The following is a 19,953-nucleotide window of genomic DNA, read 5'->3' as shown; positions in this document are numbered from 1 at the left end:
AAATTAAAATTTTCATTTTATAACTTATTATTATGATTCGGCAAGCATGTCCTTTATTGCTTTAATGATGCCGTTTTTATCATAGCCGCATTCGGCGTGAAGTTCTGCTATGCTTCCCTGGTCGATGAACCGGTCGGGGATACCCAGTCGCCGCACATGAGCACTGTAATGGTGTTCGGCCATGAATTCCAGCACACAGCTTCCCATGCCACCGACGATAGTGCCGTCCTCAACGGTGATGATCCGTGTGAAGGTTTTAAAGACTTCGTGCAGAAGATCTTCATCAACGGGCTTCAGGAACCGCAAGTCATAATGGGCCACATCAATTCCTTCCTTCTCCAGATCTTTAGTTGCATTAATAATAGTATTGCCGATATGGCCAATGGATATGACGGCAATATCCTTTCCCTGCCTGATGCGTTGGCCTTTGCCAACTTCGATTTTTTCAAATGATGTTTTCCATTCGGGCATGACGCCGCGGCCTCTGGGATAACGTATGGCAAAGGGTCCCATGTCCTCGAGCTGAGCGGTGTACATCATGTTTCGCATCTCTTTCTCATTGAGTGGAGCTGCGATGATCATGTGAGGTATGCAGCGCAAATAGGCCAGGTCGAACATGCCATGGTGTGTGGCACCGTCCTCACCGACGAGGCCGGCGCGGTCGAGGCAAAAGACTACATGAAGTTTCTGCAGGGCTACATCATGAATGACCTGATCATAGGCACGCTGCAGGAAGGTGGAATAAATATTACAGAAAGGAATCATGCCCCCTGCTGCCAGCCCGGCCGAAAATGTCACTGCATGCTGTTCGGCAATGCCGACGTCAAATGCCCGACCAGGCATCTTGGCCATCATGATGTTCAGTGAACAGCCTGTCGGCATCGCCGGAGTAATACCGACAATCCTGTCATTCTTTTCAGCCAGCTCAACGATGGTACGTCCGAATACGGTCTGATACCGTGGTGCGAGCTTACCCATGCAAGGCTCATCAATGATCTCGCCGGTGGCCTTGTTGAAAACGCCGGGGGCATGGAACGTGGTCTGGTCCTTTTCGGCATGCTCATAGCCCTTCCCCTTGACAGTCATGACATGCAGCAACTTAGGACCCGGTATCGTCTTAAGCACTGTAAGGAGCTTGGTCAGTTTCATGACATCGTTCCCGTCGACAGGGCCAAAATATCTGAAATTAAAAGCTTCGAAAAAATTACTGCGTTTCAGAATGGTTGATTTGACTGCAGCTGTGATCTGCCGCACAACTTCCCTGGAATTTTTACCATACCTGGTTCGGCCACCCATCAATATCCAGACAATATCCTTGATCCGCTTAAAGGTCTTGGATGTCACAATATATGTCAGGTAGTCATTGAAAGCACCGGTGGTCTTATCGATGGCGATGCCATTATCATTCAGGATGACCAGAAGATTTGCCTTTGAGACGCCGGCATTGTTAAGTCCCTCCAATGCCATACCACCGGTCATGGCGCCATCGCCTATCACTGCAATATGCTGCCGGCCATTATTATCCTTCAGACTGGCAGCGACAGCCATGCCCAGCGCTGAAGAGATGGATGTGGATGCATGGCCAACCCCAAAGGCATCATATTCACTTTCCGACATTTTAGGGAATCCGCTTATACCCTTATACATCCTGTTGGTATGAAAAATATTTTTCCGTCCTGTGAGTATCTTATGAGCATAGGCCTGATGGCCTACATCCCAGATGAGTTTATCGTAGGGGGTGTTGAAGACATAATGTATGGCCACAGCCAGTTCGACAGTGCCCAGGCTTGCACCCAAATGTCCGGGATTCGCCGAGAGAACATCAATGATGAAACGCCTGATCTCACTGCAAAGCTGCGGCAGCTCCTCCTCTTTCAACAGCCTGAGGTCCTCTGGAGTATTGATTTTAGCTAATATTCTACCCTGGTCAATGGTCATTGTATTTGGCTATAGCTATTAATTATAATGTTAAAAAACCTCAATTATTGTTCAATGATCAATGATCAATGATCAATGAACATTGATCATTGTCATAAAAACCCAAGTTCCAGCAAGGCTGTTTCCGACATCATATCTTTCGACCATGGCGGATAAAATACAATCTGTACATTGACATCTTTCACGCCATGAATGTTTTTAATTTTATCACTGACCTCTGCCGGAAGCGAATCGGCAACAGGACAATTCGGTGCGGTGAGTGTCATGGTTATGCTGACAACCTGATCGTCACCGATATCGATTTTATAAACTAGTCCCAAATCATAGATATTAACAGGTATCTCCGGATCAAACACAGTCTTAAGCTGGCTTATGATCTCATTCTCAAGTTTTATCTTTTCCTGTGGGTTTCCCATTTGTCAGTGTGATCCGGTCTGTTCTTTGGTTTTAAAAGCGAGGGCGTAAAGTTTCATTTGTTTGATCATTGATGTAAGGCCGTTTGAGCGCGTGGGCGACAGATGTTCTTTCAGGCCGATCTGGTCGACAAATGCCAGTGGCGCATTGATGATATCATCCGGAGTGTGGCCTGATAACACCCTGATCAGCATGCTGATAATACCTTTTGTGATGACCGCATCGCTGTCGGCCCTGAAATAGATCTTTCCACCTTCATACACAGCATATAACCAAACCCTCGACTGGCATCCGGTAATCAGGTAGTTGTCAGTTTTATACATCTCTTCAATAGGCATGAGGGCTTTTCCCATCTCGATGAGGTAATTGTATTTATCCATCCAGTCATCAAACTGCTGAAACTCTACGACGATCTGATTCTCTAAATCTAATGTTGTCATCATCTATTTAACCAAATAATTCTTTGACTTTTATTATTCCGTCGGTTAATATATCGACTTCTTCCTTTGTGTTATACATGGCGAAGGATGCCCTGACAGTACCTGTTAACCTGCATAGTTCCATCAATGGCTGTGCACAATGGTTTCCTGTGCGCACGGCGATACCCAGTTTATCCAATACAGTTCCGGCATCAAAGTAATGAATATTCCCGATGAGAAATGATATGACGCCGGATTTATTCTTTCCGGTGCCAATTATCCTGAGCCCCTCAATGGATTCCAATGCAGTGGTGGCGTATTTGTATACGCCGGCTTCGTACGGAGTGATGTTTTCAAAGCCAATTTTATCCAGGTAATCAATGGCTGTTTTGAATCCGATCACATCAGCAACATTGGGCGTACCAGCTTCAAATTTATAGGGCAGATCGTTATAGGTAGTCTTCTCAAATGTCACCGTACGGATCATTTCGCCACCACCCTGATAAGGAGGCATGTCTTCCAGTAATCTCTCCCTGCCATAGAGGATGCCAATGCCCATTGGTCCGTACATCTTATGTCCAGAAAAACAGTAAAAATCACAATCCAGATCCTGAACATCCACCCTCATATGTGCAACGGCCTGGGCGCCATCGACAAGCACAGGAATATTGTGAGTATGGGCGATTTTTATAATTTCCTTTAGTGGTACAACAGTGCCTAACGCATTTGATATATGGGTTATGGCCACTATCCGTGTGCGGTCATTCAGCATCTCCGGAAATTTGCTGACCATGATTTCATTATCGTCATTGATCGGGATAACACGCAAACGGGCACCTTTTTCCTCGCAGAGGATTTGCCATGGGACAATATTGGAATGGTGCTCGAGTGCCGAAATGATGATTTCATCACCTTTCGAAATAAACTTTCTGCCGAAGCTGCATGCGACAAGGTTTATGGCTTCGGTAGTGCCCTTTGTAAAGATAATCTCGTGGTCATGCCGTGCATTGATGAAATGCTGCACGACTTTCCTGGTACCTTCGTAAGCATTGGTAGCCTCCTGGCTGAGGTAATGCACGCCCCTGTGGATGTTGCTGTTGATCGTTGAGTAATAATCCGATATAGACCTGATAACATCCAATGGCTTCTGTGTTGTGGCTGCATTGTCGAGGTATACCAGTTGCCGTCCATATATTTTCTGGTCTAATGATGGAAAATCCTTTCTTATTTCTGCAACATTATAGCTCAAAATCTCCGGTTTTTAATAGACAAACGTTATAATTTTTCAGATCAAATCTTGCTCATGTCAATATTAAAGGAAATGGTATTCTCCTTATTCCTGCAATTCAGGACACACTGGTCACAGACCGAGAGTTCACCGCGAAGCCGTTTTTTGACCAGGTCATCGATGGTGAGCCGCAGGGCGCTGATGGAAATCTTATTGATGACTTCGGCTGCAAATGCATACATCAGCAGCATCCTGGCATTGTATTCCGACAGTCCTCTTGAACGGATATAAAACATTGCATTAGGATCAAGCTGACCCACGGTAGCGCCATGACTGCATTTCACGTCATCCGCATAGATCTCAAGGAAAGGCTTGGCATTCACCGTGGCCTTATCCGTGAGTAGAATGTTCTTATTGGTTTGATTTGCGCTGGTTTTCTGAGCATCCCTGTGGACGCGGATATGGCCATTGAAAACAGCTTTTGAGTGATCGTCAATAATCCCTTTGAACAACTGTGTGCTGATGCTGCCGGGTTTTATATGATCAACGTAAATCTGATTATCGATGTGCTGTTCCTTATCGACAAGATATAATCCAAAAATATGTGATTCACAGTTGTGCCCTTCGATCTTCACATGGATATCATTACGTATCAGTCCGCCGTTCAGGATGATCGAGTTGGTTGAGAGGCGACTGCCATTATCCTGATGGAAATACACGGAATTGATGAAGGTGGAATTATCGTTTATATTTTGAAGTTTATAATGATCCATGACCGCATTTTCTCCAAGAAAGACTTCGGTCATGGTATTGGTGAAACTCACCTGGTGGTTTAGCGAGTCATCGCAATGAACGAGAGTGAGCCTGCTGTTCTTTCCTAAAATGATCAGATTACGGTTCTGGATGAAAGACTGCGCTTCAAGGTTGATCATATCCACCATCTGGATATTATCCTTTACCTCGACGCCATCCGGTACATAAATAAAAATACCATCCTGTGAAAAGGCTGTGTTTAAGGCATCCAGTCCATTGCGGGAATAATTTCGCTCTTTTGTCAGGTATTCTTCAACGATATCGGGGTATTCGATCATGGCCTGTGCCAGGCTGCCGATAAGGGTTCCATCAGGAAACTTCTTCAATGGCTTCAGATTCGGTAAAAACCAACCGTTTAACAGCGTAATAAGATAGGTGTCGAAGTCAGGTACTTCACACTGGAATGACGTAACGGTAGCAGCAGGTATTTCTGATGGCTGGAAGCAGTGCTCATAATCCCGTGAAAGAGCTTTGGAAATATCCGTATTGCGCCATTGTTCAAGCTTTGTGGTTGGAAAGCCCAGCTTTCCGAATATTTCAATAGCCTTCACCCGTGCCTGTGAGATTGCAGGGGTGTCATTTCTGCATATCTCCTGGCGGTTCTCCTCGAATAAACCGATCAACTTTTCCTTCAGGTCCGTTTTAATCACTAAATCATCCATGTGCCGGTGGCGGTATTAAAATATACGGTGTGTCATGCGACACCTGTCAGTTTTTTAACCATTCATAGCCTTTTTGCTCCAGCTCAAGTGCAAGCTCCTTACCGCCTGATTTCACGATTCTGCCTTTGTACAGGACATGAACAAAGTCGGGAACGATATATTCGAGCAGGCGCTGGTAATGAGTGATGACCACAATGGCATTATCTTTTGACCGCAGCTTATTCACGCCATTGGCCACTATTTTAAGAGCATCTATATCGAGGCCGGAATCTGTTTCATCGAGTATCGACAATGTCGGTTCCAGCATAGCCATCTGAAAAATCTCATTCTTTTTTTTCTCTCCTCCCGAGAAACCTTCGTTGACGGAGCGGAGGGCAAGTTTCGCATCGATTTCGACAAGCTTCCTGGTTTCTTCCAGCCTGGCAAGGAACTCCCCTGCCGGCATTGGATCCAGCCCGCGGTATTTACGTTGCTCATTAATGGCTGTACGCAGGAAATTGTTCATGCTCACACCCGGTATTTCGACAGGATACTGGAATCCAAGGAATATTCCTTCACAAGCTCTTTCTTCCGGCGACAGGTCGAGAAGATTCTTACCCTTATAAGTCATCGTGCCACCAGTTACGGTATACATTTCATTTCCGGCAATAGCCCATGCCAGTGTACTTTTGCCTGTTCCATTCGGTCCCATCACAGCATGAATTTCGCCGGCTTTCACCTCAAGGCTTAACCCGCTGATGATCTCCTTACCCGCAATAGCAACTTTTAAATCTTTTATAATCAGCATCTTATATTATAGTTCTTGATTGGTTTTCAATAAAATTATGTATCACTAAGATTGACATAAACATAACTCTTCTCTTCCAAACTGTCTCCCCAATTATTGATCATTGATCATTGATCATTGATCACTGAATCCTACCCCACGCTTCCTTCCAGGCTGATCGACAGCAGTTTCTGGGCTTCAACGGCGAACTCCATCGGCAACTGCTTCAGCACTTCCCTGGCATAACCATTCACTATCAACCCGACAGCATTTTCAACGCTTATTCCTCTTTGCTTGCAGTAAAAAAGCTGGTCGTCGGATATCTTTGAAGTGGTTGCTTCATGTTCAACGATAGAGGATTGGTTTTCGACGTTGATGTATGGAAATGTATGCGCCCCGCATTTATCGCCCAGAAGCAGGGAATCGCACTGGGAATAATTCCTGCAGTTGGAAGCCCTTTTAATGATCTTAACCAGCCCACGGTAACTGTTATTACCAAATCCGGCTGAAATACCCTTTGACAGGATAGTGCTCCGCGTATTTTTCCCGATATGGATCATCTTTGTACCGGTATCGGCCTGCTGATGGTTATTGGTGACCGCCACGGAATAGAACTCTCCAACGGAGTTATCACCCAGCAGAACAACACTGGGGTATTTCCATGTGATGGCAGAGCCTGTTTCCACCTGTGTCCAGGATATCTTCGAGTGGTTTCCCTTGCACATCCCCCTTTTGGTGACGAAATTATAAATGCCGCCTTTACCGTCTTTATCTCCCGGATACCAGTTTTGAACCGTCGAGTATTTAACTGCGGCATCTTTCATCGCCACGATTTCCACGACAGCGGCATGTAACTGGTTTTCATCGCGGATAGGAGCCGTGCAACCTTCCATATAGCTCACATAGCTGCCTTCATCAGCGATGAGCAAAGTCCTCTCAAATTGTCCTGTATTTGCGGAATTAATCCTGAAATACGTCGACAATTCCACGGGACAGCGTACGCCTTTAGGTATATAACAAAATGACCCGTCGCTGAAAACAGCCGAATTCAAAGCGGCAAAATAATTATCGTCAGGAGGGACGACCGAACCCATATAGGTTTTGACCAGATCAGGATATTTTCTGACCGCCTCGCTGAAAGAGCAGAAAATGATCCCCAGTTTTTCAAGAGTTTCCGAAAAGGTGGTCTTGACCGATACACTGTCGAAAACAGCATCAACCGCCACGCCTGACAATAGTTTCTGTTCTTCGAGTGATATTCCGAGTTTGTCGAAAGTGCTTATCAGTTCAGGATCGACTTCATCAAGGCTTTTCAGTGCAGGCTTTTTTACCGGTGCAGCATAATATATGATATTCTGGAAATCAATTGGGGGATGTGTGATGTGGGCCCATGTGGGTTCTTTCATTTCGAGCCATCGCCGGTAAGCTTTCAGGCGAAAATCAAGTAAGAATTGCGGTTCGTTCTTCTTTGCTGAAATAAACCTGATGATATCTTCATTCAATCCCCTGGGGGCCTTCTCCATCTCTATATCCGTCACAAACCCGTACTTGTATTCTCCCTGGGTTACCTGATCCAGGATGTTATGCTGATCTTTCTCCATGATCAATCCCTGTTTTCCTTTTGTTAAAAAAGTGTGCAAATATAGTAATATTCACGATATCATAACCGGTATTTGAACTTCTGAATATAACAATTTATAAAGTAAAAAGGTTAAAAAATATTTTGATGTGTTAAAGATTGAAGAGTTCTATAATTAAAGATTTGTTTCATAGATGCATACTTTTTTAGATTATTTCTCTTTCTCAATGAACATCAACCCTTTTTGTATTAAAACATACCAGAAAACCTGGCAATAAAAAATTAATGTCTTTCCGCATTCAGTCCGGCAAATCAATTTACCTGGCACATCAAAATATTATTTAGCAAGTAAACGGTTTAGTAATATGGAGTTCAGCGTTTCCTGGCGGAAAGGTGTCGCTGAAAATAATAACTTTGCATGATTAATTCTTAAGACATGTTTGAAGACCGGAAAAAACGAACCGAATTATCCGATTTAGGAGAATTTGGTATCATCGATCATGTGACACGTCACATACTATTGCGGAATAAAAGTACCGTGAAAGGTGTTGGCGACGATGCGGCTGTGCTGGATTATAAAGGCAAAATGATCCTTGTTTCGACCGATCTGCTCATTGAGGGGATACACTTCGACCTGACCTATTATCCTCTCAAGCATTTGGGCTATAAGGCTGCTGTTGTCAACTTTTCGGATATTGCGGCAATGAATGCCCTGCCGGGCCAGATAACGGTAAGCATTTCCGTATCGAACCGCTTTAGCCTCGAAGCCATCGACGAGATCTACTCAGGGATATTGCTGGCTTGTGAAAAATATGGCGTTGACCTCATCGGTGGTGATACCACCACAAGCCTGCAGGGATTATTGATGTCGCTAACCGTGCTGGGCGAGGCCGACAAAGACGATATCGTATACCGGAGCGGAGCACAGGTAAATGACCTTCTTTGCGTCACCGGCGACCTTGGTGCGGCATATACGGGATTACTTGTCCTCGAAAGGGAGAAACAGGTGTTTAAAGCCAACCCCGACATGCAACCCGACCTGGAAGGTCATGACTATATCCTTGAACGCCAGCTTAAACCCGAAGCAAGGACGGATATTATCAGACTCCTAAAGGATATTAAAATCAAACCCACAGCCATGATCGACATCTCTGACGGACTGGCTTCGGATGTCCTTCATATCTGCCACGAATCAAAGGTGGGATGCAGCATCTATGAAGAAAAAATACCTCTTGATCCGACTACAGTCAATATGGCCAAAGAGTTCAATATCGATCCGACCACATGCGCTATGAACGGTGGTGAAGATTATGAGCTTCTCTTCACCATCAGCCAGAAAGATTATGACAAAATCCAACAATGCCCCGATATTCAGATCATCGGCCACATGACAGATCAGAACAGCGGCGTTCATCTCATCTCCAGGTCAGGCACACTTGTACCCATAACTGCACAGGGATGGGATTCCATATTGAAGAGAACTGATGATTTCAGGTATAGGAATATGGATGATATGAAGAATGAAGTATGAAAGATGAAAGATGAAAGACGATAAGGTTGATTTGATCATTAGAACTTTACCGGAGAGGCCGGGGATATACCAGTATTTTGATAAGGAGGGGAAGATCATATATATCGGCAAAGCCAAGAATCTGAAAAAGAGGGTGGCTTCATATTTTAATAAAGATACCTCACTCAGCGGCAAAGTGCAGGTGCTGGTGAATAAAATTGATGATATCAAATTCATGGTGGTGGATAGCGAGCTGGATGCCCTTTTGCTCGAGAATAACCTGATCAAGAAGTACCAGCCCCGCTATAATGTGATGCTGAAGGATGATAAAACCTTTCCATGGATATGCGTGAAAAATGAGCCTTTCCCGCGTGTTTTTCCCACCAGGAATGTCATACGCGATGGCTCCTCCTATTTCGGCCCCTATGCCTCGGTGCGGATGATGAATACGTTACTGGACCTTATCCGCCAGCTTTATCCCCTGCGAAATTGTCATCTTAACCTTTCTGAGGAGAATATCCGGAAAAAAAAGTTCAGGGTATGCCTTGAATACCATATCGGCAACTGCAAAGGACCATGCGAAGGATTGCAGACCCGCGAGGATTATGACAGCAACCTCTCATACATCAGGGATATCGTCAAAGGGAATATCCATTTGGTCACGGAGAGGCTTCATGAATTGATGCATGGGTATGCAGGGCGGATGGAATTTGAAAAAGCCCATATCGTCAAGGAGAAAATCGAGCTTCTTGAAAGATACCAAAGCAAATCGGCAGTGGTGAATCCAGCTATCGACAATGTGGATGTTTTTTCCATACTTACGGATGAAAAATATGGTTATATAAATTTCCTCAAGGTCGTCAATGGCGCCATAGTGCAGGCTCATACGGTGGAGATCACCAAGAAGCTGGATGAGTCGCCCGAAGAGCTGCTCACATTTGGAGTGATGGACTTCAGGCAGCGTTTCAGCAGCGATGCACGGGAGGTCATCCTACCCTTTACGCTGGATCTTGAAATTCCAAAGGTCACTCTGACTGTGCCGCAGCGGGGCGATAAAAAAAAGCTCCTTGAACTTTCGGAACGTAATGTCAAGTATTACCAGGCCGAAAAACAAAAACAGAGGGATCTCGTCGATCCGGAGCGCCATACAAAGCGCATACTGAACCTGATGATGAAGGATCTGCGGCTGAAGGAACTACCTGTTCACATGGAATGTTTCGACAACTCAAATATCCAGGGTAATTACCCGGTATCGGCGATGGTGGTATTCAAAAACGCCAAACCCGAAAAGAAGGAATACCGGCATTTTAATGTGAAGACAGTAGAGGGACCAGATGATTTTGCCACGATGGTGGAGATCATCACGCGCCGGTACAGGCGGCTGATCGACGAAAATAAAACCCTGCCGCAGCTCATTGTCATTGACGGCGGTAAAGGCCAGGTGAGCGCTGCAGTCAATAGCCTGAAAACACTGGGCATCTACGGTCAGATTACCGTCATTGGCATAGCCAAGAAGCTTGAGGAAATTTATTACCCTGACGACACACTACCATTATATCTTGATAAAAAATCGGAAACCCTTAAGGTCATCCAGTATATGCGTGATGAAGCGCACCGGTTTGGCATCACCCATCACCGGAAACGGAGGGTGAAAGGCAGCATCAAATCGGTTCTGACAGAGATAGAAGGGATAGGGTTTGCGACCGCCCAGTCGTTATTATGGAAATTCAAATCCGTAAAAAATATCAGGAAGGCGTCTGTTGAGGAGTTACAGGAGGTTATTGGCCAGACGAAAGCACGGGTCATATATGGATTTTTTCATTCATGAACCTTTTTTACAAACGGGTGAACCCTTCGTTGTTCATTGATAATTAAAACTATTTCTGGGAAATTACATTCAATTATTTTAACCGCACGATGCCAGAGGCATCACCTGTTTGTAAAACTGAATGTATGAGATAAACCTCCGACCCCGGCGGGGTCGCATTAAAGGAATAGGATGCACGGGCTTTTATCCCTGCAGTGTGAATTTGATAGGCATGTTGAACTGCACCCTGACAGGTTTTCCCCGTTGTTTGCCGGGATTCCACCTGGGCATGGAGTTGACAACCCGGATAGCTTCCTCATCGCAGCCGCCGCCAATGCCTCTGAGGACTAGCACATGGCTCACCGAACCGTCGGGTTCAACAACGAAAGTGACATAAACGGTACCCTGGATGCCGCTTTCCCTGGCCATCTGCGGGTATTTGATGTTATCCTGCAGATATTGGATCCGGGCTGCTTCCCCGCCAGGATATGAAGGTGATTCCTCAACAACGGTGAAAATCTCTGCCTCCACAATTTCTTCTTCCTCCTTCACATTGGATACCGGGGCAACATATTCCTCAATCTGGGTATTCTGGTTCGCTTCGGCATCAATGACAATGTCATCTGTGATATTGACATTATCGTCGACAATATTCAGTATAGTGGTTTGAGGTAAGGGTTTGGGAGCATCGATTTTTGTCTCCTGCTGTGTCTGCATAACCACTTCTTCGATCTGTTCGACATTCTGCCGTACGCTCATCTCGAAGGTCACCCTTTCATAGCTCTTATATTCAAAGCCGAGCAATACCAGTCCTAAAGCAATAATCAACCCGATTTGGGTGTAAATGGTCCTCTTGCTTTCAAGGTCTGCCTTTTGTGATTTTTTCGTATCCATTTGTTATGGTTTTAAACGGTTTCCTTGTGACTGCTAAATTACAAATATTTCTAATATTTTACAAGTGTTTTATAAATAATATAGGGTACCTCAACTGAAGAAAAAGACATCACGTTATCCGATAATCTCCTTATATTGACCGGCGTCAAGCAAGTCATCCAATTCATCTACGTCACTAATCCTGATTTTGATAATCCAACCATCACCATAAGGATCTTTATTGATCAGTTCAGGTTTGGCTTCAAGTTCTGCATTGAATTCCAACACTTCACCTGAAACGGGCATGAACATATCGGAAACTGTTTTGACTGCTTCAATGGTACCGAATGTTTCATGTTTGCCAAGTGATTCGCCAACGGTTTCCACCTCAATGAAAACGACATCGCCCAATTCGCCCTGTGCAAAATCGGTGACACCAATGATCCCGGTCCGTCCTTCAACTCTGATCCATTCGTGATCGTTTGTATATTTTAAATTGCCTGGTATATTCATGTTGATGCTGGTTTAGATTTTAAACGTCCAAAATTAAAAAATTTCGCTAATCGGAATACGCCTGTCAGAAAAAATTTACTCCCTGCCTCAGCATGAGAGATTCAGCCCGGATTCCACCATATCGGCTATAGAAGTCCATCACTGCGCCAGAGTGAAGCGTAGGCTTATGCCTCCCCTGGTTGTGGAATTCTTGAACTGGTTGGATGTATAGGGATTATTCACAGTCTGATCAAAGAAAAACCTGACGTTTAGTTTTTGATTGATCATATAATCGGCTGATGCATTGATGGAAAACACCCTCTGTCCGCTGGATATCAGGTTATAGACCTCGTCTATACGCCGCAGAATGGTTTTATTGTTTTTTACAGAGAAATCCAGTTTTATGTTGAGGTCGCTTTTGATGCGCGTCTTTTTCCCACCTCCGCCGATGGAGGTGACATTAAACTGTACATCCTTGAAACGGTATCCGACACCGATGATGAATTCGTTGCTTGACACCTCGGTGAGCTGGTTATTGACAAAACTCAGCGAGAGGTTGCGTGAGCGGTTGAATTCGACACGTGTCAGCAGGCTGTTGTACCATGTCATGTCGATATTTATCAGGGGTGCAAACTGCTCCGTAATGGAGATCAGGTCAATCCTGTACTGGGCAATATAGTTCCCTGATTTATCAAAAGCAGAAGGATTATCAGGATACTGCAAATTTTCCCTGTAATCGAGATTAGAGACAAACGATGAGATGCTGTAAACTGAGCGGTATGCATGAGTGATATTGATGTTTTTCAGGAGTTTCTTGAAGAATTCCACTTTGTTCAGCCCGTTATATGTCAGTCGCCAGTTTGGATAAGGAATATTCGGGAAAGGACTCAGGAATATTTTATCGGTTGATATGTTGGAAAAAGCAGCCATAAAGGAGGGTGCCAGTACCTGAACTGACGATGGTCCATAACCAACGGGAAATCCTGTGGAATCGGTAACTGCCCCATTCCAGTTTGGATTATCCCTTGCCAGACGGAAAGCGATTTCCTTACGGTTATCGAGAAATTTCTGGAAAGTCGGTGAAATATTGCCCACTTCATCATTGACAAATGCTGATTTCCACATCCAGTACGACATGGTGAAGGTGCCCCTGTCGACGGGAGAAAAGGGTCTAAAGATCCCGTCGGGGCCTGCTTTGAAGTACTCTTCGTGTGTGAGGCTCTTGCTCCAGTTTCCGGTGATTTCGATACGGAAATCCCTGAAGGGTTCAATGTTTGCCCTGTAGGTAAGATCTTTTGTAGCCCTGGTGATATAAGGATTATTTAAAAGAGTATCAGTTGTGAGCCATCCATTTTTTACTGCTGTATTACGGATGTCGTTTTGCAGTCCAAAGACAAATCCCCATCCGGGAGCCATGTCATTCCAGCGCATGCCAAGAAAATTGGGTTCAGGTTTGAAGCCGGGGAGTATCATCCCATTATTTTCGGAATAGGTCACCGTGATATCCTTCACACAGATGAGTATTCTGACCAGGCCATCACCAAAAAGTTTGAAGTAATTGACTCGGGGTTTGGCCTTTGCGGTATCGGCTTGTATAGAGTCAGCAACCTGTTGTGCAGTCTTCCCGGTTTTTGCTTTGTTGGGAGGTTCTTTCTTCCCTTTCTGGTTTGAGGGCTGTCCCAGTTTTTTCAGGTAGCCGATTTTATTATAGATAGTCGACAGCCGAATACCTCCATTGATATCGACGTTCTGATTATTTTCAATCGTATTGCCCATGATCGGCTGGATAGATAATGGTGCAGCTCGCCATCTGTATGTGCTTCCATATCTCAGTGTGGCGTTGATCCAATCCAGATATGGAAATTTATTAATCGGAATATTATAGTTGAGATCGAAGTTCTGATTGAAGAGCCCCATGGTTCCGAAGCCACGCACTTCGGACCAGATGGAATCCTTATAGGCGCCCCAGTCGGCCGAGTTTTTATCAATAATCCCCGGTGGCTCGCTGATAAAGGCATTTCCTGTAGCAGTATAGTCGATTTTAAGGCCCTTTGTCAGATCATATTTCAGATCCCATGCCCTGATCCAGTCCCATTTCTTGAGATAAGTCGGCTGGATGATAATGAGTACTGTGCTTTTATTGCGCAACTTTCGTTCATTATACTGCCGGTTCATTTCAGTCCTGAAGCTGAACAGTTTAGGCAGGTAATAAAAATTAAAATCACGTATGAGGGTAAAGGCCTTGGATTTAAGAAAACCTAAACCGGCAAAAGGTGATACATTCTTAGGACTCAATGAAAATGTATAGCCCAGTCCTCCCCTGTATTTCTTTTGTTTATCGTATTCGATATCTTCACTGCGCTGATAAATCTCCTGGTAAGCATAGGTAAAATTAAAGTTCTCAATATTCCAGGGATAAGGTTTTGTAGTGGCGCCCAGACGTTCTTTGCGGACATTAATGAAATTCAGGTTTTTCCTTCGGGTCACCTCCTGTGACCGGGCCTTAAGTGAGTCTTTCCCATTTTTATCCAGATATTTTAATTCATCCTTATACAGGACATCGGGATCCAGTGGATTATATTGTGGATTGCTGAGGGTTTGTGAGTAATCGAAGTGCATCGGGATACGCACACCCCATGTAGGCGGGAAGAATTTACCGACTTCTATATTGGTGGCGAAATCATATTGTGATATCGTTTCTTTCTGGCGTTCATTCACCTTTTTATCAATGCTGCCAAATCCCGGTGTGCTGTGCAAGCCTCCGATGATGACATTGCCGAGGTCGGCCAGGTTTGCACTCAAACGGCCTGTGGCAGCCCATCCGGCTTTATCGTCAAAATCGGTAACGCGAAGTTCATTTATCCATATCTCGGCACATTTGGTTTCGCCATCATCATTATCGGATGCATTCAATTTTTTGGGATTGCGCACGCCGATCATGATGGCCTTGATATCACTGATGCTGGGTGTACCGACAATAGTGATTTTATTATTTCCGTCATAGGTGATAAAAGGTTGCGACGCCGACATCCAGGCGTTCTGTTGCATGGCCTCATTGCGTTGCATTTTTGCATCCACCAGTGTTTGAAGAACGATATCCATCCGGTTCGATTCAGGCCATATGGATTCCGGATCAGTCGTATACCAGGGAGTGAAGACGAGGGGCATCTCATATTCGTAAAAGTTCTCGGTAAAGTCTGTGCCAAGCCGCACGAAAAGAGTGAGGTCGCCATTCTGAATGGTCTGTGCCGGATCGGCATCCTCAGCGTGAATAAACATCCGGAGGTGTTTATAATCCCTGAAATCAAAATCGGTTGTCTTATAAGCCGCACGGGCATCGCCGTCCAGGAGACCACAAATCTTATAATCCATAGCCTGCTCATTAATCTGTTGCAGGTTCGTTGTGCCTATATTTATTTCCCTTTCAATGCCAGGAGGAATGACATAAGGAATTGGAGCCCTGCTGCCATTTTCCTCAAAACTGACAGTTGAAATGTCGAAGGTGGTTTGATTCTGATTATCATTAGGGATATATTCACCAGGATAAAGAAGATCATATTTATACCGCCGCCATTCACCTCTTACAAGTTCGAGCGTAGCAAAGCGCAATATTATAGGTTCCTGGAAATCCCTGCACAGCATACGCATAAACCTGATAGACTTGAAGTCCTGGATATTGCCGACTACCCGTTCAGGATTTGAAACAGGAATCTTAAACTGGTACCATGTCACCTCTCCTTTTTGTCCGTTCTCCAGTGGGATATTTTGGGCTACCCGCATGTCGGCAATATAATTCTGACCAATCTTCATATGGGCTGTATCGAGATCAATCTCATATTCAAAATAGCGTTCAGCCTCACTGAGTGTATTATCATTATTGATATCTTCAACATTGGGTAACTGGGTATAGGAGGTAGGATAGGTTTCAGGATTTTGCTCATCGCTGGGGGAGTTTTTTTCGGGATTATTGAACTGTTTATAACGTTCCAGAATATTACTGTAAGTGGGATCATCATCATAATCCGTACCGCGGAAGTAATGGTAATCATCGCCCGAAGGATCAATGAATGCATTGGCATATGCACTATTGTTGGTTCCGTTGAAATAGTTCACAATCCTGTTGAGATAAGTATCTTCGAAAAATGAACGTTCCTCTTCAGTGGAGAGGCCATCATACCCAATATCCTGGTACTGCCGGGAGCCCTGGGTATTGTCGAACGAATTAACCAGAGCCTGCAGAGTGGGAACCCTTCCCCAGACAGTGGTATCGACATTTTGCACCTGGGCTGAAACAGGAAGACCATTTTCATAACTTTTACGCGAATCTTTAAGAATGTCTTCGGAGATATCACCTAGGTGGAAGTATAGTTTACCACCCCTTCCGCTATTCAGGGTTCCGTCGGCAAAAGGATCCATTAACCAGAACTCGATGTATTCGACATTGGTTGATTCAAAGTCAGTGGTTTCAATCTGGCGCATTATGCCTCCCCACCGGGAACCAGGAGTATTCAAAGTGCCGTCCTCACTCATACCTTCAGAAAATGGCGTAGGCTCTACGTCATAATTATATGGGCCTCTTTCAGAAGGATAAAAAGCCAGGTTAAAAACTGCCAGGTTCATAGGCTGACCGTTAGGCGGGTCAATATTGGGAAAGACTTCGCTTTCAGGAATGTATCTTGAATAATTATTTGATAATTCATCCTTGCTGATGTTCTTGGGTTTCAGCGTTCCGGATTTCTGATAGAAGAGAGGATCGATGATATACCAGGATAGTTTAGCCCTGTTAGCGCCATAGGCCAGGTTTCCGCTGACCAGGCCTTCGGGGAACAACGAAGGATCCTGTGGTGTACTGGCCAGAAACCATGTGCTGTAATTTTTTAGGTCGATGGTGGATTTACTGGCCTCGAAATCGTCAATGTATGATGTGCCGGTTTTTCCGATAGCTTTGGAATGTCCCGGCAGGAACTGGGCTACCTCTCCCATAATTGTAACTGTTGATGGAGCCTTAGTGCTGTAAAACGGCAAGGCGTCGACCAGTTTTGTAATGAACGGAATCTCTTTCTGGTAGTTCATTTCCAGTCCCAGCATAGTGTTGGATATGGGGGCTTCGCCGTAATTGGTTTTCTGTGTCAACGGCCGTTCCCGGAGATTCAAAACAGTCCCACCTATACTCAGGTTTTTATTGAATACATAATCGATATGGGCTCCCACCAGACGCTGGGTTTGGATCTGGAACATGGAATTGTTTTCAAGTGAGATATTGATAGGGGTGCCGGAATTGAGAATACCCTCATTAATGATGCGCACACGTCCTAAAGTATAGTCGACGGTATAGTCGATATTTTCGGTCAGGGGTACGCCGCCGGCTGTGACCCGCACCGAGCCCTGGGGTACGTTAATTGCATTCAGTGAGATCTCCGAACCGGAGGCAGATTTATACATACCCTGTATCAGGTATTTATTTTTTTCGGGATATTGCTGTGCGCCGAATTTTGTCAGGGTATATAACGAATCATAACAGTATTTATCAGCTAGTTGGGTATTATCGCCGAATTTTCGCCGCAGATAACTGCCGAAGGGCTCCAGGACGGTGAAATAAACACGTCCATTGTTCGATTGGATGGTTCCCCCCCTGGTAGATGCATTATCGATGAAGTCGAAAAGACCATCGTTAGGAGGATTAAGAAAGGGATCCAGGTTGTCGAAATTTAAAACCTGAATGAGGGGAATGCCTTTCACTGCAGGAGGTCCTTCGGTCAGGTATCCTGTCGGAACACCATTGTCGTTACCGGAATACAGGATATTTAAAATAAAATCCTGTGGATTTATCTGATAAGCATCTATGGAATACACATTTTTCATCATCAGGTTCCACATAGGTATCATGGTGTTCACAGCGGTGCTCTTCAGCAACTTGACAACGAGGCACCCTGGGGGCGTTATACCCTCGTCGGAGAGTTCGCCAACCTGAAATACGCTGTCAATACCGATAACGGTATACTGGAAGGCAACGGCTAACACCTGATCTGTATTAAGGGATGTGTTTAAGGAAATAAAACCCAGTTTACTGTTGAAAGAATACTCAATGGGCCTTAGTTTACGCGCACTCTCGACTTTTTCATAATCAACGCCTGAAACGAAATGGGCCTGGTGATTATTGAGGTAGTTACTCACCATGTTGATATCCCTGATCTGGGCAGGATCGAGCTGGAGAACAAGGTCGTTTGAAAGCGTGGAGGGATAATTGCCAGCTCCTGGCAAGGTGTTAATATTAGGATTGAAAGGTGTGACTTCAGCCAGGTCGGAGAAGGCTACGATATTCCTGTTTTCCTCCACAGCAGGGCCTATGTTGGTGACCCACACCTCAATCTTTGTGATGTTGATGGCTGAACTGATGATAGGCAACTGGGCTAATCCCTGCTCATAGTGATCCCGGAAATACTGTGCAAGAAAGAAGTGGCGGTTTTCTTCATATTCATCAGCGCGGATGTTGTAAGGTGTGGTTTGCGCTCCTCCTTCGACCCTCACGCTGCTGGTCTGGCTTTTCTGTTCGGAATATACAGCGGTAACTGTAGCTTTTCCAAACTGCAGTTGTGTCTTAATGCCGAATAAACTCTGGCTTCCCGTAATAAGCGTGCTGGTCAGGGGCAGCGTCACATCACCGGCTTCAATTAACTTGACAATTTCATCTTCTTTCCCTTCGTACCGGAGTTTTAATTTATTTTCAAAGTCAAAGGTCGCTTCGGTATTATAATTTGTATTGAATTCAATCTTATCGCCGATTTTCGCGACGACATTCATTTGTATTTTTTCTTCAAAATCGAAATTGGTTGTCCTTCTCTGCCTGACGCTGAGAGCTGGATCATCTCTTCTGTTATGGAGAACGCCGAATATCAGTTCTGCAGAACCCTGTGGCCGGATATCGATGGTGCTGGTGCCAAATATCCTGTCGAATATTTCACCACCGATATGAATCTGAGGGAGGAAACCTGTGCGTTTGGTTGCCCCGGCAGTTCGCGCCCGCTGTCGCCAGTAACTGTCGAGTGAATTATCCAGATCGTAATCAAGGTATTCCTTAAACGACATGGGCACCGGATCACGGTAGTTCACATTACCAATCTTACTGTTGATGATATACTGGTTATTGTCACGGTCATATTCCACTTCTTTTTTAACCGATGTAGGATTCAGATAAAGGCCATTGGTATTCCCTTTATCAAGATAGGGATAACCGGAATCATCATGAAATGGAAAGGGTAATTTGGTGGTATCGCCTGAATTTGTCGTGTCGGGTTCTGCTGCGAGGGATTTTTCATCGGGGCCGGGAAAAATATCTGATGAGGACGTCCCTGCCTGGATAAAAGATACGACAAGGGTGACCATCAGGATAAAACCGAATGATTTTATAATTTTAGTAAGATACCCCAAAAGAAAAACCCAGTTATTCAGTTC

At 44.8% G+C, this 19,953-nt stretch carries 12 protein-coding genes; 2 read left to right on the top strand and 10 right to left on the bottom strand.

All coding sequences use genetic code 11. The features are described 5' to 3' along the window. Positions 1-30: 30 nt before the first annotated feature. From dxs to sufB, 7 genes are all read right to left on the bottom strand, one after another. Positions 31-1,938: a 1-deoxy-D-xylulose-5-phosphate synthase gene (gene dxs / locus NT175_12495; protein ID MCX6235513.1), complete on the bottom strand. Its 1,908-nt coding sequence runs from the start codon at positions 1,936-1,938 to the stop codon at positions 31-33. 92 nt (positions 1,939-2,030) lie between these two features. Next, positions 2,031-2,354: an SUF system Fe-S cluster assembly protein gene (locus NT175_12490; GenBank protein MCX6235512.1), complete on the bottom strand. Its 324-nt coding sequence runs from the start codon at positions 2,352-2,354 to the stop codon at positions 2,031-2,033. 3 nt (positions 2,355-2,357) lie between these two features. Further along, entirely contained in the window at positions 2,358-2,792 is a 435-nt protein-coding gene (locus NT175_12485) for a SufE family protein (GenBank protein MCX6235511.1), read from the bottom strand. Positions 2,793-2,799: 7 nt separating this feature from the next. Continuing rightward, positions 2,800-4,020, bottom strand: coding sequence for a cysteine desulfurase (locus NT175_12480; GenBank protein ID MCX6235510.1), 1,221 nt, complete (start codon positions 4,018-4,020; stop codon positions 2,800-2,802). Between the two features lie 41 nt (positions 4,021-4,061). Continuing rightward, entirely contained in the window at positions 4,062-5,474 is a 1,413-nt protein-coding gene (gene sufD / locus NT175_12475) for a Fe-S cluster assembly protein SufD (GenBank protein MCX6235509.1), read from the bottom strand. Positions 5,475-5,520: 46 nt separating this feature from the next. Continuing rightward, entirely contained in the window at positions 5,521-6,261 is a 741-nt protein-coding gene (sufC, locus tag NT175_12470; GenBank protein ID MCX6235508.1) for a Fe-S cluster assembly ATPase SufC, read from the bottom strand. Between the two features lie 131 nt (positions 6,262-6,392). Beyond that, entirely contained in the window at positions 6,393-7,841 is a 1,449-nt protein-coding gene (gene sufB / locus NT175_12465) for a Fe-S cluster assembly protein SufB (protein MCX6235507.1), read from the bottom strand. Positions 7,842-8,255: 414 nt separating this feature from the next. Between sufB and thiL the strand changes: the two genes are divergently transcribed. Together thiL and uvrC are read left to right on the top strand one after the other, a co-directional pair. Further along, positions 8,256-9,350 (top strand): thiamine-phosphate kinase, encoded by a 1,095-nt coding sequence (gene thiL / locus NT175_12460; protein ID MCX6235506.1) that lies wholly within the window; start codon positions 8,256-8,258, stop codon positions 9,348-9,350. A 10-nt stretch (positions 9,351-9,360) separates the two neighbouring features. Further along, entirely contained in the window at positions 9,361-11,157 is a 1,797-nt protein-coding gene (gene uvrC / locus NT175_12455) for an excinuclease ABC subunit UvrC (protein ID MCX6235505.1), read from the top strand. Positions 11,158-11,340: 183 nt separating this feature from the next. Here the strand turns inward: uvrC and NT175_12450 are convergent, their stop codons facing one another. From NT175_12450 to sprA, 3 genes are all read right to left on the bottom strand, one after another. Then, positions 11,341-12,030: an energy transducer TonB gene (locus NT175_12450; protein MCX6235504.1), complete on the bottom strand. Its 690-nt coding sequence runs from the start codon at positions 12,028-12,030 to the stop codon at positions 11,341-11,343. A 114-nt stretch (positions 12,031-12,144) separates the two neighbouring features. After that, positions 12,145-12,522 carry a glycine cleavage system protein GcvH gene (gcvH, locus tag NT175_12445; GenBank protein ID MCX6235503.1) on the bottom strand — a complete coding sequence of 126 codons (378 nt, stop codon included), beginning with the start codon at positions 12,520-12,522 and terminating at the stop codon, positions 12,145-12,147. 138 nt (positions 12,523-12,660) lie between these two features. Continuing rightward, positions 12,661-19,884 (bottom strand): cell surface protein SprA, encoded by a 7,224-nt coding sequence (gene sprA, locus NT175_12440; protein ID MCX6235502.1) that lies wholly within the window; start codon positions 19,882-19,884, stop codon positions 12,661-12,663. Between the last annotated feature and the right edge of the window lie 69 nt (positions 19,885-19,953).

This window comes from Bacteroidota bacterium (assembly GCA_026391695.1).
In the GTDB taxonomy this organism is placed as follows: Bacteria; Bacteroidota; Bacteroidia; order Bacteroidales; family JAGONC01; genus JAPLDP01.
Note: the sequence above shows the minus strand (reverse complement) of the source record. Positions and strands in the feature narration are given on the sequence as shown.